Origin of the sequence: Nocardia niwae NBRC 108934 = DSM 45340 (genome assembly GCF_001613465.1) — a bacterium.
GTDB lineage: Bacteria > Actinomycetota > Actinomycetes > Mycobacteriales > Mycobacteriaceae > Nocardia > Nocardia niwae.
Window position 1 is genome coordinate 18577 of record NZ_BDCK01000002.1, and the last position, 23533, is coordinate 42109.

A 23533-nucleotide genomic window follows, 5' to 3' on the forward strand; every position below is an offset into this window, starting at 1 on the left:
GCCGCCTCAGCCACCTTGGACCGCCGTCAGCACCTCGATCTGCCAGCCGCGCCCGACCGGTTCGTCCCAGCGCGACTTGGGGAACACCGCGCCGTCCACCGCGAGAGCGACGCCCCGGCACGGCAACCCGAGGTGTTCCAGCAGCTCGCGCACGGTCAGCGGCTCGGCGAACTCGTGCTCGTCACCGTTCACCGTGACACCGATGGGGACGGATGACAGCGTCATCTGATTCCTCCTACAGTCGTCGAAAAGCGTTGCGGGTCGGCCACTTCCGCTTCGGGCAGCGCCGCCCCGCCGAGCAGGCCGAGCACCGCGTCGACGGTGATCGGCACGGTCAGCATGCCGTTGCGGCCGTGCCCGGTGGCCGCGACGATCCGGTCGGTGAGCCGGCCGATCAGGGGCAGATTGTCCGGGCTGCCCGGCCGGGAACCTGCGCTCGCCTCGGCGAGCTCGTATTCGCCGATGCCGGGGAACACCGTCTCCGCGTCGGCGATCAGGTCGCGGACGCCCGCCACCGTGACCGCGGTGTCGAAACCCGCCTCGTACTGCGTGGCGCCGACGACGATCCCGTCGGCGCGTGGGACCAGGTAGACCGCCCGCCCGTGCACCCGCGCCCGGATGACCCGGCGCGGCGCGGGGGCGACGCCGGGGCGTTGCCGCAGGCGCAGAATCTCGCCCTTGACCGGGCGAACCGGCAGCTCCGGCCACAACGCGGCCGACGCGGCCCCCGCGGCGAGGACGACCTGGTCGTGCGGAAGTTCCGTCAGCGAGTTTACGGATTCGGCGCGCACCACGACGCCCGCCGCTTCGGCGGCCTGCCGCAGCGCGGCGACCAGCTTGCGATTGTCGATCGCCGGTTCGGCGGGGGCCAGCAGCGCGGCGCGCACCGTCCTGGCCAGGCTCGGTTCCCGCTCGCGCACCCCGGCGCGGTCCAGTATGTGCAACTCGTGCCCGCGTCCGCCGACCCAGTCGGCCACGGTGCGCAGGTCGGCCGCGTCGGCCGCGTCCAGCGCGACGGTCAAGGTCTCGTCCGCCACGAAGACCGAAACTCCGGTCACGGCCGCCAGCCGGGCGGCGAAGCCGGGCCAGCGGGCCAGCGACGCCGCGCCGAACTCGAGCACCCGGTCCTCACCGGGCCAGCCCTCCGACAGTGGCGCGAGCATGCCCCCCGCCACCCACGACGCGCCCGAAGCCACAGCGGGATCGAGGAGTGTGACCGACCAACCGGTCTCGGCGGCCCGCCAGGCCACGGCGAGCCCGATGGCGCCGCCACCGACGACGGCCAGAGTCCGCATCCCGATCCACCTGCCTCCTGTTTCGCATCCCCACGGTAGCGCGGCTACGGTCGAAGGCGTGCAACCCTCCCACCCGAATCGACCCGCCTCGCCGCGGGAACGTCTGGCGAACGCGCGGCTGTATCTGTGCACCGACGCCCGCCGGGAGAAGGGCGATCTGGCCAAGTTCGCCGAGGCCGCGTTCGCAGGCGGAGTCGACATCATCCAGCTCAGAGACAAAGGCTCACCGGGCGAGGCCAAATTCGGTCCGCTGGAGGCCAGGGCCGAACTCGGCGCGCTCGCCGAACTCAAAGCCGCCGCGCGCAGACACGGCGGGCTGGTCGCGGTGAACGACCGCGCCGACATCGCGCTCGCCGCGACCGCCGACGTGCTGCATCTCGGGCAGGGCGACCTACCGCCCTGGTACGCGCGCCGGATCCTCGGGCCCGACGTGGTGATCGGACGATCCACGCACAATCGCGCCCAAGCCGGGCTGGCCGCGATCGATGAGCACATCGATTACTTCTGCACCGGCCCCATCTGGGCGACCCCGACCAAACCCGGCAGGCAGGCGGCGGGCCCCGAACTGATCCGCTCCACCGCGGAGGCCCATCCCACCCGCCCGTGGTTCGCGATCGGCGGAATCGATGCGGGCAACATCGGGCAAGTGCTGGAGGCCGGGGCGAAGCGCGTCGTCGTGGTGCGCGCGATCACCGAGGCGCGTGATCCGGAAGCCGCGGCGCGCGAGCTGAAAACGGCGCTGCTGGCGAACGCGTGAGCGTCGCGGTCAGGACAGCAGCTGCCCGCGGGTGAACGACAGCGCGGTCTCCACCGCCGTGTTCCCGCTCGGCGCCGGCTCCGCCACCGGCTCGTCGACGATCCTGGCGCGATCTCCCGGCCCGGACGGATCCGAATGCAACCAGACGAAACCGAGGTCGGCGAGATCGAGCGTGCGCGGCAGCGCGGCGGCGACGGCACGGTCGTCACCGATCTCGGCGAGCAGCACCCGCGCGGGGGCGGCGCGCAGGTCGGGCCAGGACGCGGCGAAGCCGGGATGCAGCGGACGGGCATCCACCTCGTCCTCGGGAACCCAGGCCAGCTCGACGCTCTCGCTGTTGCCGGTGGTCGGGAGGGTCATCACCGCGTCGGCGACGACGGTGGTGTAGGTCCAGCCGCTCAGCGCCGACGCCGTCACCCGCTCGCCGCGCACCCGGACGTCGGCGGGCTCGATGCCCGCCTCCTCCCACGCCTCGCGGACCGCCGCGTGCACGGGCGTCTCGTGACTGTCGCGCGCACCGCCGGGCAGCGCCCAGGTACCGCCTTGGTGACTCCACGGAGCGCGGTGTTGCAACAGCACCGCCGAACCGCCTCGGGCCAGCGGAGCGCGCAGCAGAAGTCCGGCGGCGCCGAATCGACCCCAGTGCCGAAGTCCATCCGGGCCACGCGACCAACCGTCACCGTCACCACGCATCTCGTACCATCCTCATCCAGTACGGCAGCACCCCACCGCCGTTTCCTCCCAACCGGGGGTGTTTCACACGCCGCGGCGCCCGTACGACCACAATAAACTCCGCACCAACACGCACGGGTCGATCGGATATTCGGTCCAGCCGTCGAGAAATCCGCGTACGCGGCCCAAACTGGGGAGGTGGACATGGCTAGCTCCGAGCCGACGACGGCCGATCTCCGGCCATCGTCCGCGTCCGAGGCCGCCGGTCGGGACGATCCGGGCGGGCTGAGCGTCGCGGTGGTGCGCGAACGTCTCGACCTGGCCAATCTGCGGTCGTTCGCCAATTCCTCACCGGGACGGCTGATCGCGCTGGGGCTGCTACTGATCGGATTGTGCCTGGCCGCGGGCTCGATGACCGCCGCGACCGTCGGCGACCGGCAGCAGAGCCTGGACGTGCTGCTCTACGACACCGAACCGGACGCGCACTCCGCGCATCGGCTCTACACCTCACTGTCGATCGCCGACGCCGCAGCCAGCACCGCGTTCATCGCGGGCGGGCTGGAGCCGCAGGCGGTGCGGGATCGCTACACGCAGGCGCTGGGCGAGGCGGCCGCGGAATTGGTGACCCGATCCGACCGTGCCGTCGGGCCGAACGCGGCGATGGATCCGGATGCACGGTTGCGCACGGGCATAGTCACCGGCCTGCCGGTGTACTCGGGTCTGGTGGAAACCGCACGGACGAACAATCGCAGCGGATATCCGGTCGGCGCCGCGTATTTGAGTGAGGCGTCCAACCAGATGCAGACGACGCTGCTACCGATGGCCGAAGAGCTGCACAACCATCGCTCGGCGGCGGTGAGCGAGGCGCAGCGCAATCATGTGCGCCCGCCGTGGACCGCGATCGGACTGCTGATCCTCACCCTCGGCGTGCTGGTCTGGGTCCAGCGGGATCTGGCGCGCCGCTGGCGGCGGGTGCTCAATCCGGGCCTGCTGCTCGCGTCGGTGTCCATGCTGATCCTCTTGGCGTGGACGGTGATCGCCGGCTCGGTGTCGGCGACGTCCATGATCAGCGCCCGCGACGACGGCGCGGTGCCCTCCTCGCGTTTGACCGAGAGCCGGATCCTCGCGCAGCAGGCGCGCGCCGCGGAGACGTTGAAACTGGTGCGCCGGGACGCGACCGGCGACTACGACCGCACCTACGACGCCGACATCGAACGGCTGGCCGATCTGATCGGCAACTATCCCGCGTCCGCGCCCGCGTCCGCGGAGGTGCGCAACGCCGTTCCGGCGCTGGCGCGCTGGCGGGTCGCGCATCAGCGCATGAACGACGCGCTGGCCAAGGGTGACTTCAACAGCGCGGCCGTGGTGGCGACCGGTCCCGGCTCGGCGGACGCCACCGTGCAGGTGGAGGCGCTGGACCGTTCGCTCGAGCAAGGCATCGCCCAGACCAGGGACACTCTGCGCGGCGAGATCTCCCAGGCGGCACGCGTCCTGGACTTCCTCGGCGCGGGAGCGATGGTGCTGGGCATTCTGGCGGCAGGCTATGTCGGACTCGGCATATGGCCCCGGCTTCGGGAGTACCGATGAGAACCGCGCGCGGCGTTCTGGTGGCCGCCCTCCTCGTGGTAGCGCTGACGAGCGGTTGTGCGAGCGATTCCAGCGCGCCGGTGTCGGCCAAGACGCCGAAGTACACCGACCCGCCGTTTCCCGCCAAAGCCGTTCCGGTGCTCACCGATTCGCCCGTCCCCCCGCCGCCCGGCACGCCGCGATGCGGAGACCCGACCGCCAGCTTGCGCCCGACCGGCGCTGGAGCGGGCGCGCGCGGACCGACGATCGATGCGATCCGGGCGCGCGGGCGGCTGCTCGTCGGCCTGGACACCGGCAGCAATCTGTTCAGCTACCGCGACCCGATCTCCGGCGCCATCGTCGGTTTCGACGCCGACATCGCCAGGGAGGTGGCCCGCGACCTGCTCGGCAGCCCGGATCTGATCGAGTTCCGCAGCCTCGGTTCCGCCGAGCGCGAGATGGCGTTGCAGAACCGCACCGTGGACTTGGTCGCCAAGACCATGACGATCAACTGTGAGCGGCGCGAGAAGGTCGCGTTCTCCACCGTCTACCTGCACGCGAATCAGCGGGTGCTCGCGGTGAAGAATTCCGGGATCCGGAGCCTGGCCGATCTGGCGGGCCGCCGGGTGTGCATCGTCTCCGGCACCACGTCGCTGGAGCACATGCGGCGCGACCAGCCCGCCGCGACCATCCTCACCGTGCCCAGCTGGGCCGATTGCCTGGTCGTCCTGCAGCAGCGCCAGGTCGACGCGGTCAGCACCGACGACGCCGTCCTCGCCGGCCTGGCCGCGCAGGACCCGTACACGGAGTTGGTCGGCGGCAGTATCAGCGAAGAGCCGTACGGCATCGGCATCACCAAGGGCAACGACGATCTCGTGCGCTTCGTCAACGGCACGCTGGAACGCATCCGCAACGACGGCACGTGGGTCGGGCTGTACCAGAAATACCTCACCGTCCTCGGTCCCGTTCCCGTCCCGCCCGCCCCTACCTATCAGGATTGACCGGCCGATGAGCACACGGCCCGCCCCCGAGCCCGACCCGGACGAAACCACCCCGGGACGGCCCGGTCCGGCCGAGGTGTTCGAGGGCGGATGCACCGGATCGGCCGGGCGTCACCCGGAGGCGATGCCGCCGCGCGGAACCCACACGGGGGCACGACACCTGGACGGTCACGCCATGCCCGGGCGACAGACGGGCTCGATCGATCCGGAAATGGTCGCGGCCGAAGAAGATCGGCACGCGCCGGTCGATCGCACGGCCACGCCGCTCGGCACCGTCGCCTGGAACCGCGCCGAAGACACGTCCGGGGCAGCGCGGGAATCACCGCATCCGGTCACTCCAGCGACCTCCGGCGAAGCACCGGGCGGCGGAGAACAGGACGCCACCTCCACGCCGACCGGCACTGGGGACGAGGCACGATCGGCATCGTCCGTGGAATCGGGACAGACGGCCCCGGAGCAGGACTCGGACGCGACCCGGATGCAGGTCAACCGTCCGCCATCCGGCACGGTCGCCTGGAACCGCGAGAATTCCGGACGGCAGGACCCGCCCGCATCCACCGCGGACGAGCACCCCGGCACGGAGCAGGCGCGCGACCGGACGGCGACCGCGGCCGGGCCGGACGAGACGCGGCGCACCACCTCCGGTCCCACGTCGTCCCCGCAGCGCACCTCCGGACGGAGCGTGCGCACCGCGCGGACCCGACCGGCGGTGCGGCGGCTCGGCGCGGGACTCGTGCCGATCCCCACGGTGACGCCCGCGGACCCCCGCGACGCCGTGCTCGCCGACGCGGTGGTCTCCGAGGGCAGGCGATTCTGCTGGCGCTGCGGCAAGCCGGTCGGCCGGGCGTCGGCGACCCGGCCCGCGACCACGGCGGGCACCTGCGCGACCTGCGAGGCGCCCTTCGACTTCCGCCCCACGCTGCACGCGGGCGACATCGTGGCGGGGCAGTACGAGATCCAGGGGTGCATCGCCCACGGCGGGCTCGGCTGGATCTACCTGGCGATCGACCGCAACGTCAGCGACCGCTGGGTGGTGCTGAAAGGCCTGCTGCACGCCGGTGACGGCGAAGCGCAGGCGGTGGCCATGGCCGAACGCCAATTCCTGGCCGAGGTGGCGCATCCCAGCATCGTCAAGATCTACAACTTCGTCGAGCACACCGGCGCGGACGGCACACCCGTCGGCTACATCGTCATGGAGTACGTGGGCGGCCGGTCGCTGCGCGACATCCTCGACTCCTACGCGCGCCCGAAGCGCATGCCGGTCACCGAGGCGATCGCCTACCTGCTGGAGATCCTGCCCGCACTGGACTACCTGCACTCCACCGGACTGACCTACAACGACTTGAAGCCCGACAACATCATGGTCACCGAAGACCAGGTGAAGCTGATCGACCTCGGCGCCGTCGCCACCATCGAGGCCTACGGGAACCTGTACGGCACGAGGGGGTTCCAGGCGCCGGAGATCGCGCGCACGGGCCCGACCGTCGCCTCCGACATCTACACCGTGGGGCGCACACTGGCCGTGCTCACACTGCCCATGCCCGCGGAGCACGGACGCTATCTCGACGGCCTCCCCGACCCCGCCGACGAACCGGTGCTGGCGCGCTACGAGACCTTCCATCGTCTGCTGCTGTGCGCCACCGACCCGGATCCGCGGCGCCGATTCCCCTCCGCCCGCGCGATGTCCACCCAGATGTCGGGCGTGCTGCGGGAGATCCTCGCGCTGGAAACCGGCACCGAGCATCCGCAGCTGTCCACCGTCTTCACGCCGCCGCGGGCCAGTTTCGGCACCGAGGAGCTGATCAGCCAGACCGACGCCTACACCGACGGCCGGCCCCGCAGCAGCATGCTGGACGCGCTCGAAGTGGTGGCGGGACTGCCGATCCCACTGCTCGACCCGGCCGATCCGTCCGCCCCCTTGCTCTCGGCCGCGGTGCATCCCGAGCCCTCCCACGCGCTGGAGGCGCTGCGCGAGGCCCGCGAGCGAGCCGCCGCCGATCCCGGCAACGCCCCGGAGACGCTCGATCTGGAACTCGCCCTCGCCGAGGCGCGCGTGCGGCTCGATCTGCGGGAGTCGGCCACGGTGCTGGATCTGCTCGCGCGTCTGCCCGAACGGGAGTGGCGGGTGAGCTGGTATCGCGGCATGGCCGAATTGCTCGATCGCGAGTACGAGCGCGCCTTCACTGATTTCGACGAGGTCTTCCGCGTGCTCCCGGGCGAGCCGGCCCCGCAGCTCGCGCTCGCGGCCACCGCGGAACTGGTTCTCCAACACTGGGATTCGCCGGACCCCGAACAATGGCGCTCCTACGCCGAGAAAGCCTACGAGACGGTCTGGCGCACCGACCGCACCGTGGTGAGCGCCGCCTTCGGGCTGGCCAGGCAGCTGGCCGCGGACGCCCGCGTAGACGAGGCCGTGCAGGCGCTGGACGCCGTGCCCGCCGCGTCACGGCATTTCACCACCGCGCGGATGACCGCCGTGCTGTTCCTGCTCACGGCCGCACCGGTGGCCGAGCTCGGCGAGGCCACCCTGCACATCTCGGCGTCGCGGGTGGCGAGCCTGCCCGCGGGCGAGAGCCGCGCGGTGCAGATGCGGGTGCTGGTGCTGGGCGCGGCGTTGGCGTGGCTCCAGTCGGGCAACACGCCCAAGCGTCCCGATGCCACACTGTTCGGCGCGCCTTTCACCGAGCGCGAATTGCGCGCGGGCACCGAGGCGGGGCTGCGCTCCCTGGCGCGCGGAGCGCCCGATCGCAAGCACCGCTACGCGCTCGTCGACCTGGCCAACGCGATTCGCGCGAAGACCTGGATCTAGCCGAGCCGCTCGACCACTCGCCGGGCGGCACGCGCGATGGCCAGTTCCTCGTTGGTGGGCACCACGAGAACCGCGACCGGCGCATCGGGGGGCGAGATGCGCCGTGCGGCACGGTTGTGCGCGGTGTTGGCCGCCGGATCGACGTCGATGCCGAAGCCGGTGAGGCCGGCCAGCGCGTCGGCGCGCACCTGCGGGCTGTTCTCGCCGACCCCGGCGGTGAAGGTGATCGCGTCGACCCCGCCGAGCTCGATCAGGTACGCCCCGAGGTAGCGCCGGAGCCGATGGATGTACACGTCGTAGGCCAGCCGCGCGTCCTCGTCCCCGCTGTCGATGAGGCGTCGCAGTTCGCGGAAATCGTTCACGCCGGACAGGCCCTTGATACCGGAGTCGCGGTTGAGCAGGGTGTCGATCTGGCCGATGTCCAAGTGCGCGGACCGGGCCAGATGCGCGACGATGCCGGGATCCAGATCACCGGACCTGGTGCCCATCACCAAGCCTTCCAGCGGGGTGAGTCCCATGCTGGTGTCGACCGGACGCCCGCCGCGGATGGCCGAGGCCGACGCCCCGTTGCCCAGATGGAAGACGATCTGGTTCAGCTCGCCCGGATCGCGCCCGAGCAATTCGGCCACACAGCCGGACACGTACTCGTGTGAGGTGCCGTGGAAGCCGTACTTCCGGATGCCGTGCGCGGCGGCAACCTTGGCATCGATGGCGTAGGTCTTCGCGGCGGCGGGCAAGCCGTGGAAGAACGCCGTGTCGAACACGGCGACCTGCGGCACGCCAGGCAACAGTGCTCGCGCGCTGTCGATCCCGGCGACGTTGGCCGGATTGTGCAGCGGCGCCAGCGCGGCGAGGTCGGAGATGGCGGCGACCACGTCGTCGTCGATCAGCGTGGGCCGGTAGAACACCTCGCCGCCGTGCACCACCCGGTGCCCGACCGCCCGCACGCCCTCGCGCACCAGATCGTGGCCCGTCGCGGCGAACGTGTCGAAGACCAGCCGCAGCCCGGCGGCGTGATCGGCGATCGGCTCGTGGCGCTCGGTGGTCTCGCCGTCGGCGCGATGCTCGAGCCCGCCCTCGGCCTCGCCGATCCGCTCCACCATGCCGGAGGCGGCGACCATGCTCGAATCCGGATCCAGGAGCTGGTATTTGATCGAGGAGGAGCCGGAGTTGATCACCAGCACCATGCCCTCGGCCGTCTTGCTCATCGCGCCTCCTGTATCCCGCGGGCTCGCCGCACTCGCTCGGCAACCACGATCACGACGCGATTGTTCCGCGCCGCGACCGCGCCGCAGCGGTGCGCGCGCATATCAGCTCTCCTGCGCCTGGATGGCGGTGATCGCCACGGTGTTGACGATGTCGGCCACCAGCGCGCCACGCGACAGGTCGTTGACCGGCTTGCGCAGGCCCTGCAGCACCGGGCCGATCGCGATCGCGCCCGCGCTGCGCTGCACCGCCTTGTAGGTGTTGTTGCCGGTATTGAGATCGGGAAACACGAACACCGTGGCGCGGCCCGCCACTTCGGAGTCGGGCAGCTTGGTGTCGGCGACGGTCGGCTCGATCGCGGCGTCGTATTGGATCGGCCCCTCCACCGGCAATTCCGGTGCGCGTTCGCGCGCCAGCTTGGTCGCCACCCGCACCTTGTCCACGTCCGCCCCGCTGCCCGATTCGCCGGTCGAATACGACAGCATCGCGACGCGGGGTTCGATGCCGAAGCGGTCGGCGGTCGCCGCGGAGGAGATCGCGATATCGGCCAGTTGCTGCGCCGTCGGATCCGGCACGACCGCGCAGTCGCCGTACGCGAGCACCCGGTCGGCCAGGCACATGAGGAACACGCTGGAGACCGTGGACACGCCCTCCACCGTCTTGATGATCTCCAGCGACGGCCGGATGGTGTGCGCCGTGGTGTGCGCCGCGCCGGAGACCATGCCGTCGGCGATTCCCTTGTGCACCATCATGGTGCCGAAATACGAGATGTCGGCGACGGTCTCGCGGGCCCGTTCCAGCGTCATGCCCTTGTGTTTGCGCAGTTCGGCGTACTCGGCGGCGAACTCGTCCAGGTAGCCGGAGGTACGTGGGTCGAGCACCTGCGCGGCGGAGATGTCCACACCGAGTTCGGCGGCCCTGGCCCGCACCGTCGTCTCGTCGCCCAGGATGACCAGCTCGGCGATCTTGCGCTGCAGCACCCGTCCGGCCGCGCGCAGAATGCGGTCGTCGTCGCCTTCGGGCAGCACGATCCGCTTGCGATCGGCTCGCGCGCGTTCGATGAGCTGGTATTCGAACATCTGCGGTGTGACGACCGGGCTGGGCGGGACGTCGATGCGCCGCAACAGCTCCGCGGCGTCCACGTGTTCTTCCATCAGCGCCAGCGCGGTGTCCACCTTGCGCGGGTTGCCCGCGGACATGCGGCCGCGGGTGCGGTAGGCGGCGCCCGCGGTGTCGTAGGTGCCGAGGTCGGTGGTGAGAATCGGCAGCTTCGGCTTCAGGCCGGTCATCAGCCGCGCCACCGCGGGATGCGGCAGCAGGCCACCGTTCATGATGATGCCCGACAGCGACGGAAAACCTTCCGCCTCGTGCGCGTTCACGACGCTGAGCAGCACGTCCGACCGATCGCCCGGCGCGATCACCACGACGCCCTCCACCAGCCGTTCCAGAATGTGCTCCGCCGTCATGCCGCCGACCATGATCTGCAATGCCTCGCGGTGCAGCAATTCCGGATCGCCGCTGTACATCTCGCCGCCGATGGCGGTGCACAGCTCGGCCATGGTGGGCGCGATCAGCAGCGGCACCTCGGGCAACGTCCAGGAGGGGACCTCGAAGACGCGCAGCGCCGACGCCACCTCGTCCAGCCGCTGCGGGTCGCATCGATTGGCGACGATGGCGACCAGTTGCGCGTGCTCGTGGGCCAGCTCGGCCGCGCACAGCTCGGCCAGCTGCTGCACCTCGTTCGGTGTGCGTCCCGCGCCGCGGACCACCAGCAGCACCGGTGCGCCCAGGTTGACCGCGATCCTGGCGTTGAAGCGCAGTTCGCTGGGGCTGGCCACGTCGGTGTAGTCGCTGCCGACCACGACCACCGCGTCACACAGCTCGGCGACCTCGTGGAAGCGCAGCACGATCTCGCTGATCGCCGCGTCCGGGTCGGCGTGCACCTGCTCATAGGTGGTGCCGATCGCCTGCGCGTAGTCGATGTCGGCGGTGCTGTGCTCGAGCAGCAGTTCGAGAATGTAATCGGGCTCGGTGGTCGAGCGCGTGATCGGCCGGAACACCCCGACCCGCGCGGTCGTCGCGCACAGCGCCTGCAATACCCCGAGGGCCACCGTCGACTTACCGGTGTCGCCCTCGGGAGAGGCGAGGTACACGGCGGATAGAGCGTTGTCGGCCATGTCCGAGAGCTTAGTGAACCAGCGGCAACCGGCCGCCGCCGCGCGACGATCGTCACCTCGCGGGCGGACCCGCCACGGGGCACCCGCTGCGATGACAGCGAGAGACGAGGTCGCGGAGCGATCCGGCCTGCCGGTGGTCGACGGCAGCATGGTGGCGGCGCGCCACAGGGCGATGGCGTCGGCCTGCGAGACGAGGGCTGATGCCTCCGGGACGCGAAGCCGCCGAGCCCCGCGACCCGTGCCGCTATAGTCCGGGCATGGCTGAGCATTTTCCGGATCGGCAGTGGGGTTCGCGCACCAATCTATTCGCCCGCGCGGCAAGCAGATTCGCGGCGACCAAGCCCGGCTCCCGGCTTGTTCGCGCCCTCACCCCGCTGGACCGCGCGGTGCTGGAGCGCACCGGCGGGAAGTACACCGTGCTCGGCCCGATCGGCGCGCCGATCGTCCTGCTCACCACCATCGGCCGCAAGTCCGGCCAACCGCGTACCCAGCCGTTGCTGTACGTGCACGAGGGCGACACCCTTTACGTGATCGGCAGCAACTTCGGCCAGGCACACCACCCCGCCTGGACCGCCAACCTCTTGGCGAACCCCACCGCGACGGTGGCGATCGCGGGCGAACGCATACAAGTCACGGCCACCCCCGTCCGAGACCCCGACAAAGAAGCCGTCTTCCAGCGCTTCATCGACATCACCGGCGCCTACGCGGCCTACCGCTCCCGCACCACCCGCGACCTCCGCATCTTCGCCCTCCGCCGGACCTAACCGCGAGTGGCACACGGTTGCGGCATCGGCCGAGGAGGCCGCTGCGTGGTGTGCCACTCGTGCCGGTCAGGCCAGGGCGCGCAGGCGGGGGGCGAGATCGCGCTGGAAGAGGTCGAGGAAGCGGCGCTGGTCGTGGCCGGGGGCGTGGAAGACCAGGTGGTTGAGGCCCGCGTCGAGGTAGGGCTTGATTTGTTCGACCGCCTGGTCTGGGTCGCTGGCGACGATCCAGCGCTTGGCGATCTGTTCGATGGGCAGCGCGTCGGCGGCCGCCTCCATCTCGATCGGGTCGGTGATGCTGTGCTTCTGCTCCGCGGTGAGTGAGAGCGGCGCCCAGAACCGGGTGTTCTCCCTGGCCAGCTCCGGATCGGTGTCGTAGGACAGCTTGATCTCGATCATCCGGTCGATGTCGTCGACGCTGCGCCCGGCCTTCGCCGCGCCCTCGGCGACGGCGGGCATCAACTTCTCGGTGTAGAGGTCCATGCCCTTGCCCGAGGTGCAGATGAAGCCCTCGCCCGCGCGTCCGGCGTACCGCGCGACCAGCGGGCCGCCCGCGGCGACGTAGATCGGGACGCCGCCCTTGGGCACGTCGTAGATGGAGGCGCCGACGGTCTTGTAGTACTCGCCGTCGAAGTCGACGCGGTCGCCGGTCCACAGGGCGCGCATCAGGTCGACCGACTCACGCAGGCGCGCGAAACGCTCCTTGAATTCGGGCCACTCGCCGGTATACCCGGTGGCGATCTCGTTGAGCGCCTCACCGGTGCCGACGCCGAGCATGACGCGATCGGGGTACAGGCAGCTCAAGGTGGCGAACGCCTGCGCGATCACCGCGGGGTTGTAGCGGAACGTCGGGGTGAGCACCGAGGTGCCGAGCTGGATCCGCTGGGTGCGCTCGCCTACCGCGGACAGCCAGGCCAGGGAGAAGGGCGCGTGCCCGCCCTTGTGCCGCCAGGGCTGGAAATGGTCGCTCACGGTGGCGCTGTCCAAGCCGTGTTGCTCGGCCAGCACCGCGATCTCGACGAGTTCACGGGGGCCGAACTGCTCCGCCGATGCCTTGTATCCGAGCTTGAGTCCGCTCATCTGCCACGCTCCTCGCGTTTCGTTTCGCCGCCATCGCGATCCGTCCTCGACAGTAGTCAACGCTGCCGCCTCCGCGTCGACGGCCTGGCGCGGATGATCTTCCCAGCGAGAGAACGCGGCGGCGGGGGCGAAATGTTTCTGCGGTGGATGGTGCGGCCGGTCAGCGCCGTTTCCCCAGTGCGGAGATAGCGGATAATGGCCCGCGTGACCGCAGACGACGAGCCGATCCTGTCCTACCTGACCGATATGGACGGCGTGCTGGTGCACGAGGACCACCTGATCCCGGGCGCCGACAAGTTCCTCGCCGAACTGCGCGCGAACGACACGCCTTTCCTCGTGCTGACGAACAACTCGATCCGCACCCCGCGCGACCTGCAGGCGCGGCTGCGGCACACCGGCCTCGACATCCCGGAAGAAGCGATCTGGACCTCGGCGCTGGCCACCGCCACCTTCTTGAACGAACAGCGTCCCAACGGCACCGCCTACGTGGTGGGTGAATCCGGGCTCACCACCGCGCTGCACGAGATCGGCTACGTGCTGACCGACAGCGACCCCGATTACGTCGTCCTCGGCGAGACCCGCACGTATTCCTTCGAGGCGATCACCACCGCGATCCGGCTGGTCGAGCGGGGCGCCCGTTTCATCGCGACCAATCCGGACCCGACCGGGCCGTCCCGTGATGGCTCGCTGCCCGCGACCGGGTCGGTGGCCGCGCTGATCACCCGCGCCACCGGACGCGACCCGTACTACGTCGGCAAGCCGAACCCGCTGATGATGCGCTCCGCGCTGCGTCGCATCGGCGCCCATTCCCAGTCGACGGTGATGATCGGCGACCGGATGGACACCGACGTCATCTCCGGCTTGGAAGCGGGCATGCGCACCATCCTGGTCACCTCGGGCATCTCCACCCGCGCGTCGTTCGAGGCCTACCCCTACCGTCCCACGATGGTGGTGGACTCCGTCGCCGACCTGATCGGGAAGACCGAATCCCCGTTCACCGACTGAGCAGTTGGCCGGACTGACCGGCCGGGCCGACGGGGGACGAACGCTGTCCGCCCATCGCGCTTGTCGACGAGACCACCAGCTCGCCGCCGTACGTCGGAAACCCATCACCACCGGCCCACGATGTCTCGGAAGTCGCCCGGCGCCGGACAGGCGTCCATTCGGCTACCACCTCGCCGAGCGGACGGCGAGCCGGGCTCGAAACAGCATTCGCGCCCCGCCCCGCATTGCCACACGGCACGGCGATGTGCGCTGCCGTCGCAGGCGATCACCGCCGGTTACCGCAGTTGGTCGCCGTCCGTGGTGATCGCGTCGATCGCGGCGGACAGCGTGGTGAGCGCCTCGACGGTGCGCGCGAGCTGCTCGCGGCCGACTTCGTTCACGAGCCGTTCGGCCAGCACCTTGTGTTGCGGATTGATGCGGCCTACCGCGGCCCGGCCCGCGTCGGTGACCGCGACGAGTTTCGCGCGCCGGTGGGCCGGATTGGGGAGGTATTCGGCGAGTCCCTTGTCCACCAGCAGATCCGCGATGCGCTGGACGCTCTGGCGGGTGATGCCCATTTCGCGGGCGATGCCCGCGACGGGTAGCGGCGCACGCAACACCGCGCCCAGCACCTGCCACCAAGCGGCGGTCAGGCCCGCCGGTCGCGCCAATTCCTCGGCCATGCCGAGGAATTGACCGTTCAGGCGGAACGATGTGATCGCCGCCGCGGCGAACAACTCCTGTTCAGGGGTCATGGGCCACCTCCCGATGCCGGTGATCCGGCCGGATCACCGGCAATTCTCGCTCACGCGTGCTGCGCCTCGTATTCGGCGAGCACCGCCCAGCCTGCCGGATCGGCGTGCGCGAACAACCGGTACCAGCCGTCGAGCACATGCGGCTCGTACACGCCGAGCCTGCCGAGCACCTCACGCGCGAATTCGAACGGCGCGCTCCCACTGGCCGTGATCACGTCGCCATCCGTAACGGCCGGTGCGTCGACGTAGTGGTCGGCGCCCGAATAACCGCTGTAGACCAAGAATTCCGCGACGTTGCTGGTGTGCTTGCAAGCGTCCAGCAGACCCGCCTTGGCCAGGCCGAACGTCGCGCCACAGATCGCGGCGACCGGAACGCCCGCGCCGACGAAGTCACGCGCCTTCTGTGTGAACGGATCCAGCTCCGGCCCCTCCCAGGTCTCCGCGCCGGGCAGGATCAGCATCGCGCTGTCCGCGGGTGTGAGGTCGGCGAGCACGACGTCCGGCACGATGCGCATGCCACCCATCGTGGTGATCGGCTCCGCGGTCGGGCCGACCGTCCGCACCTGCCACGTCCCCGGCTCCCGATGCCAGCTCGGCTTGTTGATGTGCGCGGTGGCCGCGCCCACTTCCCAGTCGGCGAGGGTGTCGTAAACGGCCATGTGCACTGTCTTCGTTGCCATGACAGTATGCTGTCATAAATGACAGCATACTGTCAATGTGTTCGCGGTTCCGGAACCCGGCCGACTCGCCGGACCGGCAACTACCCTGAGGGCATGCGGATTTCGGTGGCGGCGGACGAGCGGGTGGGGGTGGCCGCGGAACTGGTCGACGAACTGGGCAAGCGCGGCCACGAGATCGTGCTGCACGGGGCACTGTCCGACGAGGAACGCGACGACTGGGCCTGGGCCAGCGAGGCGGCGGCCCGCGACGTCGCATCCGGGCACGCCGATCAGGCCGTCGTCTGCTGCTGGACCGGTACGGGCGCGTCGATCGCGGCCAACAAGGTCGCCGGCATCCGCGCCGCGCTCTGCGCCGACGCCTCCACCGCGGCGGGCGCCAGGACCTGGAACGACGCGAATGTCCTCGCCCTGAGCCTGCGTTCGACCTCGAGCGCCGAACTCCTGGAGATCCTCGACGCCTGGTTCACCACCGACCCCAGCTCGGCCCCCGACGACCGGGCCAACATCGCCCATCTCGCCGATATCGAACGCACCGCCGATGCCTGACGACGGACACGGCCATCTCCGCGTGGCCCCCGGCGTCATCATGGGCCTCCGGTGAGCCGCGGCCGCCCGCCCACACCCGCGACGCCACCCAGGCGATACGGTCGAGACATGTCCGCGCAGAGCGCCGGTGGCACGTTCGGGGCCTATTCCCTCGAACGCTTGCTGGGTCGTGGCGGCATGGGTGAGGTGTGGTTGGCGCACGACCACGACGGCCGTGCCGTCGCCCTCAAGGTGCTGTCCGCGGCGTTCACCGCCGATTCGCTCTATCGGCAGCGGTTCGAGCGGGAGGCGCGCTTGGGCGCCCGGGCACGCAACCCGCACATCGTGCCGATTCACGCGTTCGGCGAGGTGGACGGCCATCTGTTCTTGGAGATGGCCTACATCGATGGCATCGACCTCGGCACACGACTGAAGACCGGTCCGCTGCCGCCGGATCGGGCCGTCGACGTCATCGCCCAAGCCGCCGAGGCGCTGGATGCCGCGCACGCGGCCGGACTGGTACACCGCGATGTGAAGCCGGGCAACATACTCCTGCACACCAGTGGTTTCGTCTATCTGATCGACTTCGGCATCGCCCGCGCCGCCGACGGCACCGCGCTCACCGCCACCGGGCTGGTGGTGGGCACCCTGGGGTACATGGCGCCGGAACGATTCACCGGCACGGTCGACGCCCGGTCCGATGTCTACTCGCTGGCCTGCGTGCTGTACGAGACCCTCACCGGACAACCGCCCTATGGTGCGGGCGATCCCGCGCAGCAGATGCGCGCACATCTGATGACCGAACCGCCGCGCGCCTCGCGGGCCGTCGGCGGTATCCCGGCCGAGCTCGACGACGTCATCGCCCAGGGAATGGCCAAGGAGCCGGACGCACGCTACGGCAGCGCCGGTGAATTCGCCGCGGCGGCGTCGACAGCCCTGAACCGGACCGCACCCGCACCGCGCAGCCCGCTTACCGTGCGCTCCACGACAGCCCCTCCGCCTACCCGGATCATGCCCGCCGCCACTTCGGCACAGCCGACGCCCGGGGACTGGTCACCGAAGCCGGCCGGACCTCGCGATCGTCGGCGGAAGCGCCGATGGATCCCCGTCGCCGCCGGGGCGGCGCTCGTCGCCGCGGCGGCGCTGTGGTTATCGGTTGGCGGCATCGACTTCGGATCCACACCTGCCACCGGCCCGACGACGCGCGGAGCCGCCACGCCGACCGATCCTTCGCTCCCCGCGACCGCCGGACAACCCGCCGACGAGGGTCCTGCCGTGCGCGATGGAGACTTCGCTTTCGCCGTGACCGGCGTGACTCCCGACGGTGGTTCCCGCACGTTCGTGACGCTGACCGTCACGAACCTGTCCGACCACGACCGGACGCTGGTGATCGCCGATCAACGGTTGGTCACCACCGGCGGCCGCTCCGTGCCGCCCGACGCGGCGGGCACCGCCGAACTCAACCCGCCCGGCGATTTCGCGCGCATCGCTCCCGGCCGCGCCGGCACGATCCGCCTGGCCTTCGACCTGCCGGGCAACAAGAACAAGAACGGCAAGAAGAACGACAAGAAAGACGAGGCGGCCAGCCACTTGGTCCTGCACGGCGGCCCGTCCTCGCCCGGCATCACCATGCCGGTCCGCTGACCGGTCGCGCGACGGTCCGGTCAGGACAGGGCGTGGTCGAGGTCCCCGAGGAGGTCTTCGACGTCTTCCAGACCCACCGAGATGCGCACGACGCCGTCGGTCAGGCCGATCGTGGCCCGGCCTTCGGGACCCATGGCACGGTGGGTCGTGGTGGCCGGGTGCGTGATCAGGGACTTGGCGTCACCGAGGTTGTTCGAGATATCGACGATGCGCAGCCGGTTGAGCACCTCGAAAGCGCGCTTCTTCGCCTGATCCTCGGGTGCGTTCAGTTCGAAGGTGACCACGGTGCCGCCCCCGCTCATCTGGCCGGCGGCCAGCGCGTGCTGCGGATGGGATTCCAGGAACGGGTAGCGCACCCAGCTGACGGCCGGGTTGCTCTCCAGGAAGCGGGCGATGCGCAAGGCGGACTCGGTCGAATGGCGTACCCGCAGCGGCATCGTCTCCAGACCCTTGAGCAGCGTCCACGCGTTGAACGGGCTCAGCGCCGGACCGGTGTGGCGCATCAGCGTTTTCACCGGGCCGTCGATGTAGTCCGCGGCGCCGAGAATCGCGCCGCCGAGCACGCGGCCCTGTCCGTCGATGTGCTTGGTGCCCGAGTAGACCACCACGTCGGCGCCGAGTTCGAAGCCGCGTTGCAGCAGCGGAGTGGCGAACACGTTGTCCAGCACGACCTTCGCGCCCGCCGCGTGTGCCAGCTCGGTCACCCGGCGCACGTCGACCAAGGTCTGCATCGGATTGGCGGGCGTCTCGAAGAACACCGCCCGGGTGGGCACCGACAGCGCCTCTTCCCACTGGTCGAGATCCTCGCCGTCGACGAAGACGGTCTCCACGCCCCAGCGCGGCAGGATCTCGTTGCACACCACGAAGCACGAACCGAACAGGCTGCGCGCGGCGACGAGCCGGTCGCCCGCGCCCAGCAGCGCGCCAAGCGCGGTGAACACCGCGGACATGCCGCTGGCGGTCGCGAAGCACGCCTCGGCCCCGTCGAGCAGGCGCATCCGCTCCTCGAACATGGCCACCGTGGGGTTGCCGTAGCGGGAGTAGACGAAGTGTTCGACCTCGCCGGTGAACGCGGCCTCCGCGGCCTCGGCGCTCTCGTAGACGAAGCCGGAGGTCAGGTAGAGCGCCTCGGCGGTCTCCTCGAAACCGGAGCGCCGCAGCCCGCCGCGCACGCCCAGCGTCGCGGGACCGACGCCCTCGGGCAGCGGCTTGTCGAACGCGCCGCCGGTGATCATGACTGCCGCCAGGGCAATCCGAGGGCGCGCCAGCCCGCGCCGCCGCGATGTCCGAATTGGTCGAGCGGGCCCTCGAAGCCCTCCAGCACGTTGTAAGAGGTGCGGTAACCAGCCGAAGTGGCGGTGATCGCCGCGCCGACCGAACGCTGACCGGAGCGACAGAGGAAGACGACGGGAGCCTCGGGGTCGTGGCCGTCGAGCGCCTGCTTCAGCTGCTCGACGAACGCCTCGTTGCGCGCGCCGGTCGAGTCGACCCATTCGATCAGCACGGTCGGCCGCTCGATCGAGCTGGTGTCGGGGACGCCGACGAACTTCCATTCCGCTTCCGTCCGCACGTCCACCAGGACGGCTTCGGGATTGTCCCGCAGCAGCTCCCAAGCCTGCTGCGGAGTGATGTCACCGGCATAACTCATGTGCACCTCCTGCGAAATCCGCACTTGCCGCGCCCGGGACCAGGGCGCCGCCAGGTCGTCACCCGGAGCACCCCACCGCGGAGGAGGGTTGCCGACCAGCAATGCCGGGGCTTGACACTGGTTCTCATGACCTTCGACTGAGATTGCACCGCCCCGGGTCACCCTGTCAAACGGTGGCCGGGACCGCGCGAACGCTCAGGTGCAGACCAGCCACTTGCCGCCGGACCTGGTGAGATTCCAGGTCGACGTCGCCTCCCGGTCGCCCACCTTCGTGGTCACGGTCGCCTTCCCCCGGTCGCCGTCCACCATCGGACTGTCGATTTTCGTGATCTCGACCGGCTTTCCGGCGCCGTCCTGGCCCGCCAGCGGGGATCGGCTCGCGTCGAAGTTCTGGCACGCCGTGCCGGGCGGGGGCACGGCGTCGCTGCGGTTGGCGCCGTCGACGAAGTTGCGGACGGCCGCCGCGATGCGGTCGGACTCTGTGACATTTTTCTCAGCGGGCGACAGCACACCGCCGAGCACGATCGCGATCAGCACGATCGCCGCCACCACCGCGGCCGCCACGAACGGGACCACCGAGCGCTTGTCGGTCTGATCGACCCGGATGATCTCGTCCTCCGGCTGCTGTTCGGTCATGGCTCGATGATCCCTGGTCGGCGCGGGTATCCAGCGCCCGGCCCCCGGCTGGGTACCCGCGCGGGCTCCGTCCGGATACCGTCGGCCGCGATAGGTCGCGCGCGAGCGGGTAAGCGACGATTGTGGCTTTGGATGGCATCCGCCGAGTTCACGCACCGACGCGGGGCGGCATCGACCATCCCGATAGAATCGCGGGACGGCGGCCTGCTGTCATAGCGAATCGGCAGCTCCTCGCCGCGGCGAACGGAGCACCGTGCAGCTACGAGCCGGCATCGCCGGCGTCCGCACCGGACGGGTGCGAGAGAGCCGGTGCGTCAACTTAGCCTAAGCTAAGCCTGACGTCCTTAATTGTTTCGACCATAAAGGTGCGCGTAAAGAGATGACCGAACAGAGTGCAGCCCGCCCGCTCCGCATCGCGATCGTGGGCGCCGGACCGGCCGGGATCTACGCCGCCGACGCGTTGATGAAGTCGGACGCCGAGGTGAGCATCGACCTGTTCGAGCGCATGCCCGCCCCGTTCGGGCTGATCCGCTACGGCGTCGCGCCCGATCACCCGCGGATCAAGGGCATCATCACCGCCTTGCACAAGGTGCTGGACAAGCCGCAGGTCCGGCTGCTCGGCAACATCGACTACGGCACCGACATCACCCTCGACGACCTGCGGGCGTTCTACGACGCGGTGATCTTCTCCACCGGCGCCAACGCCGACCGCGCCCTGCCCATCCCCGGCATCGATCTGGACGGCTCCTTCGGCGCCGCCGACTTCGTCTCCTGGTACGACGGCCACCCCGACGTCCCGCGCACCTGGCCGCTGGACGCGGAGAAGGTCGCGGTGCTCGGCGTCGGCAACGTCGCCCTCGACGTCGCGCGCGTGCTGGCCAAGACCGGTGACGAGCTGCTGCCCACCGAGATCCCGCCGAACGTCTACAAGGGCCTGAAGGCCAACAAGGCCGTCGAGGTCCACGTCTTCGGTCGCCGCGGTCCCGCGCAGGCCAAGTTCACCCCGCTGGAACTGCGCGAACTCGACCACTCGCCCACCATCGAGGTCATCGTCGACCCGGAGGACATCGACTACGACGAGGGCTCCGAGGCCGCGCGCAGGCACTCCAAGCAGGTCGACATGGTCGCCAACACGCTCGAGCAGTGGGCCATCCGCGACGTCGGCGAGCGGCCGCACAAGCTGTTCCTGCACTTCTTCGAATCCCCGGCCGAGGTGCTCGGCGAGAACGGGAAGGTCGTCGGCCTGCGCACCGAGCGCACCCAGCTCGACGGCACCGGCAACGTCAAGGGCACCGGCGTGTTCAAGGACTGGGACGTACAGGCGGTGTATCGCGCCGTCGGTTACCTGTCGCAGAACCTGACCAACCTGCCGTTCGACGACCAGGCGGGCACCGTGCCGAACGAAGCGGGCCGCGTGCTCGCCGACGAGAACGCCGACGGCGCCGCGCGTTACCTGCCCGCCACCTACGTCACCGGCTGGATCAAGCGCGGCCCGGTCGGCCTGATCGGCCACACCAAGGGCGACGCCAACGAGACCATCGCCTGCCTGCTGGACGACGCTCCCGGCTTTACCCCGGCCGAGCGGCCCGAGCCCGAGGCTGTCACCGAGTTCCTGGAGAGCAAGGGCATCCCGTTCACCACCTGGGCGGGCTGGTACCGCCTCGACGCGCACGAGCGCTCCCTCGGCGAACCCGAGGGCCGCGAGCGGGTCAAGGTCGTCGAGCGTGAGGACATGCTGCGCGCGAGCGAACCGCACAAGGTCTGATCACACCGCGGTGCCCGACTCCGCTGCCACCGCCACACCCACGGTGTGGCAGCGGAAAATTCGACCCTGAGGCATTCTGTACAAGTGTTCGATGCCCACCTGCACATCTTCGACCCGCGGTTTCCGCTGGCCGAGAACGAGGGCTACCTGCCCGACCCGTTCACCATCGCCGATTACCGCAAGCGCATGTCGCGGTACGACGTCGCCGGCGGCGCGGTGGTCAGCGGGTCGTTCCAGGGAACGGACCAGACCTACCTGAAGGCCGCCCTCGCCGAGCTCGGCGAGGGCTGGGTCGGCGTCACCCGGCTCGACCTGGACGCCAGCGACGAGGAAATCCTCGAACTGGACCGCATCGGAGTCCGCGCGCTGCGTTTCAACCTCAAGCGCGCGGCCACCGACATCACCGGGATGACGTTGCAGGCGCTGCGCGCCTACGACCTGGCAGGCTGGCACGTCGAGCTCTACATCGACGGCACGATGCTGGCCTCGCTGCAACCGGTCATCTCCAAGCTGCCCGCGCTGTCGGTCGACCATCTGGGTATGTCCGCGGAAGGGCTGCCCTTCCTGCTCGACCTCGTCGACCGCGGCGCCAAGGTCAAGGCGACCGGTTTCGGCCGGGTCGCGATGAACGTCGCGGACACGTTGCGCCGCGTCCACGCGGTGAATCCCGAGGCGCTGATGTTCGGCACCGATCTGCCCGGCACCCGAGCCGGACGCCCGTTCCGGGACTCGGACGTCGATCTGCTGTGTGACGTGGTGGGCACCGATATGTTCGCGGTGCTGGAGGACAACGCGCGCGCGTTCTACCGGCTCCCGGCCCGCGAGCGCGTCGTCCGCGACGATCCGGCCCCCACGCTGCCGCTGTACCGCCCGGAACCGCCGACGCTGCGGCTGCGCCGCGACGAACTGCCGGAAAGCCAGGCGGGAGACACGATTCCGTTCCCCGCCATCGATCGCTAGCGCTCAGATCGCGAGGACACCGGCGAGCCAGACGCCGGTGGCCAGCAACGCGCCGAAGAGTTCGATCACCATGGACAGGCCGACGCCCTTCAACGCGTGCACCGTCGCCTGCCAGGCCTGCCGGGTGGCGCGCAGCCGCTGGAGTTCCGAAAGGTACACGCCGAGAACGAAACCCACGAACAGGCCGACCACCGGGATCACGAAGAAGCCGACGACGCCGAGCACCGCGCCGAGCAACAGCGCCCGATTGGACACTCCCGCGTCCTTCATCCTGCGGCCGGGCCAGGTGTATTTGACGACGCCGGAAATCACCAGCAGCAGCGCGCTGATCGCGAAAACCGTCCAGGCCGTGGCGCCGCCGGTCAGGAAGGCCCAGACGGCGATGGCCGCGAAGATCAGGATCACACCGGGCAGGATCGGCACCACGACCCCGGCCAAGCCGACCAGGATGGCGAGACCGGCGAGAAGGTTGTACCAACCCTGATCAGACAGCGCTTCCACACGTGCAGCCTAGAGGCGGGCGCCGACCCGGGCGAGCCGGAGCGACCCGGCGTTATTGTCATACTGTCAATACAACCCTCCCGGTCCGTCCGGGGGGACGCACCGGCACCG

At 70.1% G+C, this 23533-nt stretch carries 22 protein-coding genes and 1 riboswitch; of the genes, 10 read left to right on the forward strand and 12 right to left on the reverse strand.

All coding sequences use genetic code 11. The features are described 5' to 3' along the window. Window positions 1-6: 6 nt before the first annotated feature. Together thiS and thiO are read right to left on the reverse strand one after the other, a co-directional pair. The gene (gene thiS / locus NNI01S_RS00570) at window positions 7-225 is read right to left on the reverse strand and encodes a sulfur carrier protein ThiS (protein WP_063016350.1); all 219 of its coding nucleotides are present in this window, start codon (window positions 223-225) and stop codon (window positions 7-9) included. Further along, window positions 222-1295, reverse strand: coding sequence for a glycine oxidase ThiO (gene thiO, locus NNI01S_RS00575; protein ID WP_063016352.1), 1074 nt, complete (start codon window positions 1293-1295; stop codon window positions 222-224). Before thiO ends, thiS begins: the two co-directional genes overlap by 4 nt. A 58-nt stretch (window positions 1296-1353) precedes the next feature. On the opposite strand from thiO, the gene thiE reads away from it, so the two are divergent. Further along, window positions 1354-2052 carry a thiamine phosphate synthase gene (gene thiE / locus NNI01S_RS00580; RefSeq protein ID WP_063016354.1) on the forward strand — a complete coding sequence of 233 codons (699 nt, stop codon included), beginning with the start codon at window positions 1354-1356 and terminating at the stop codon, window positions 2050-2052. Window positions 2053-2061: 9 nt separating this feature from the next. On the opposite strand, the gene NNI01S_RS00585 is transcribed toward thiE, so the two are convergent. Next, on the reverse strand, window positions 2062-2745 hold the full coding sequence (locus NNI01S_RS00585) for an NUDIX hydrolase (RefSeq protein ID WP_063016356.1): 684 nt from the start codon (window positions 2743-2745) through the stop codon (window positions 2062-2064). Window positions 2746-2928: 183 nt separating this feature from the next. Between NNI01S_RS00585 and NNI01S_RS00590 the strand changes: the two genes are divergently transcribed. The 3 genes from NNI01S_RS00590 to NNI01S_RS00600 all read left to right on the forward strand — a co-directional run bounded on the left by NNI01S_RS00590 (window position 2929) and on the right by NNI01S_RS00600 (window position 8100). Further along, a complete protein-coding gene (locus tag NNI01S_RS00590) occupies window positions 2929-4311 on the forward strand; it encodes a GlnX family signal transduction membrane protein (protein ID WP_063016790.1) in 1383 nt (460 codons plus the stop codon). Then, complete coding sequence (locus tag NNI01S_RS00595) at window positions 4308-5291, forward strand: glutamate ABC transporter substrate-binding protein (RefSeq protein WP_063016358.1); 984 nt, start codon at window positions 4308-4310, stop codon at window positions 5289-5291. Before NNI01S_RS00590 ends, NNI01S_RS00595 begins: the two co-directional genes overlap by 4 nt. 478 nt (window positions 5292-5769) lie before the next feature. Beyond that, window positions 5770-8100, forward strand: coding sequence for a serine/threonine-protein kinase (locus NNI01S_RS00600; RefSeq protein WP_084488363.1), 2331 nt, complete (start codon window positions 5770-5772; stop codon window positions 8098-8100). Here the strand turns inward: NNI01S_RS00600 and NNI01S_RS00605 are convergent. Together NNI01S_RS00605 and pta are read right to left on the reverse strand one after the other, a co-directional pair. Beyond that, window positions 8097-9308 carry an acetate kinase gene (locus NNI01S_RS00605; RefSeq protein WP_063016360.1) on the reverse strand — a complete coding sequence of 404 codons (1212 nt, stop codon included), beginning with the start codon at window positions 9306-9308 and terminating at the stop codon, window positions 8097-8099. The two genes, NNI01S_RS00600 and NNI01S_RS00605, sit on opposite strands and share 4 nt — an antisense overlap. A 102-nt stretch (window positions 9309-9410) precedes the next feature. Then, window positions 9411-11483, reverse strand: coding sequence for a phosphate acetyltransferase (pta, locus tag NNI01S_RS00610; protein WP_063016794.1), 2073 nt, complete (start codon window positions 11481-11483; stop codon window positions 9411-9413). 257 nt (window positions 11484-11740) lie between these two features. Between pta and NNI01S_RS00615 the strand changes: the two genes are divergently transcribed. Beyond that, entirely contained in the window at window positions 11741-12247 is a 507-nt protein-coding gene (locus NNI01S_RS00615) for a nitroreductase/quinone reductase family protein (protein ID WP_063016361.1), read from the forward strand. A 66-nt stretch (window positions 12248-12313) separates the two neighbouring features. On the opposite strand, the gene fgd is transcribed toward NNI01S_RS00615, so the two are convergent. After that, a complete protein-coding gene (gene fgd, locus NNI01S_RS00620) occupies window positions 12314-13324 on the reverse strand; it encodes a glucose-6-phosphate dehydrogenase (coenzyme-F420) (protein ID WP_063016363.1) in 1011 nt (336 codons plus the stop codon). A gap of 246 nt (window positions 13325-13570) precedes the next feature. Here fgd and NNI01S_RS00625 point away from each other — a divergent pair, with 246 nt between their 5' ends. Next, window positions 13571-14329, forward strand: a complete 759-nt coding sequence (locus NNI01S_RS00625; protein ID WP_435825450.1) for an HAD-IIA family hydrolase — start codon at window positions 13571-13573, stop codon at window positions 14327-14329. A gap of 275 nt (window positions 14330-14604) precedes the next feature. On the opposite strand, the gene NNI01S_RS00630 is transcribed toward NNI01S_RS00625, so the two are convergent. Together NNI01S_RS00630 and NNI01S_RS00635 are read right to left on the reverse strand one after the other, a co-directional pair. Further along, the gene (locus tag NNI01S_RS00630; protein WP_063016368.1) at window positions 14605-15063 is read right to left on the reverse strand and encodes a MarR family winged helix-turn-helix transcriptional regulator; all 459 of its coding nucleotides are present in this window, start codon (window positions 15061-15063) and stop codon (window positions 14605-14607) included. A gap of 50 nt (window positions 15064-15113) precedes the next feature. Continuing rightward, entirely contained in the window at window positions 15114-15743 is a 630-nt protein-coding gene (locus NNI01S_RS00635; RefSeq protein WP_063016370.1) for a type 1 glutamine amidotransferase family protein, read from the reverse strand. 93 nt (window positions 15744-15836) lie between these two features. On the opposite strand from NNI01S_RS00635, the gene NNI01S_RS00640 reads away from it, so the two are divergent. Both NNI01S_RS00640 and NNI01S_RS00645 read left to right on the forward strand, forming a co-directional pair. Then, entirely contained in the window at window positions 15837-16289 is a 453-nt protein-coding gene (locus NNI01S_RS00640; protein ID WP_063016372.1) for an RpiB/LacA/LacB family sugar-phosphate isomerase, read from the forward strand. A 108-nt stretch (window positions 16290-16397) separates the two neighbouring features. Then, window positions 16398-17912 (forward strand): serine/threonine-protein kinase, encoded by a 1515-nt coding sequence (locus NNI01S_RS00645; protein ID WP_063016374.1) that lies wholly within the window; start codon window positions 16398-16400, stop codon window positions 17910-17912. 20 nt (window positions 17913-17932) lie between these two features. On the opposite strand, the gene NNI01S_RS00650 is transcribed toward NNI01S_RS00645, so the two are convergent. The 3 genes from NNI01S_RS00650 to NNI01S_RS00660 form a co-directional block, all read right to left on the reverse strand. After that, window positions 17933-19147, reverse strand: coding sequence for an O-succinylhomoserine sulfhydrylase (locus tag NNI01S_RS00650; protein ID WP_063016376.1), 1215 nt, complete (start codon window positions 19145-19147; stop codon window positions 17933-17935). Next, window positions 19144-19560 (reverse strand): rhodanese-like domain-containing protein, encoded by a 417-nt coding sequence (locus tag NNI01S_RS00655; protein WP_063016796.1) that lies wholly within the window; start codon window positions 19558-19560, stop codon window positions 19144-19146. The genes NNI01S_RS00650 and NNI01S_RS00655 overlap by 4 nt, the downstream gene beginning before the upstream one ends. Window positions 19561-19575: 15 nt before the next feature. Next, window positions 19576-19692: riboswitch (SAM riboswitch) on the reverse strand. Between the two features lie 63 nt (window positions 19693-19755). Next, the gene (locus NNI01S_RS00660) at window positions 19756-20196 is read right to left on the reverse strand and encodes an Rv0361 family membrane protein (RefSeq protein WP_063016378.1); all 441 of its coding nucleotides are present in this window, start codon (window positions 20194-20196) and stop codon (window positions 19756-19758) included. A gap of 379 nt (window positions 20197-20575) precedes the next feature. Between NNI01S_RS00660 and NNI01S_RS00665 the strand changes: the two genes are divergently transcribed. Both NNI01S_RS00665 and NNI01S_RS00670 read left to right on the forward strand, forming a co-directional pair. Then, window positions 20576-21961, forward strand: coding sequence for an FAD-dependent oxidoreductase (locus NNI01S_RS00665; RefSeq protein ID WP_063016380.1), 1386 nt, complete (start codon window positions 20576-20578; stop codon window positions 21959-21961). A gap of 84 nt (window positions 21962-22045) precedes the next feature. Then, window positions 22046-22921 (forward strand): amidohydrolase family protein, encoded by an 876-nt coding sequence (locus tag NNI01S_RS00670; protein ID WP_063016382.1) that lies wholly within the window; start codon window positions 22046-22048, stop codon window positions 22919-22921. 3 nt (window positions 22922-22924) lie between these two features. Here the strand turns inward: NNI01S_RS00670 and NNI01S_RS00675 are convergent, their stop codons facing one another. Next, window positions 22925-23422, reverse strand: coding sequence for a DUF456 domain-containing protein (locus NNI01S_RS00675; RefSeq protein WP_245675920.1), 498 nt, complete (start codon window positions 23420-23422; stop codon window positions 22925-22927). Between the last annotated feature and the right edge of the window lie 111 nt (window positions 23423-23533).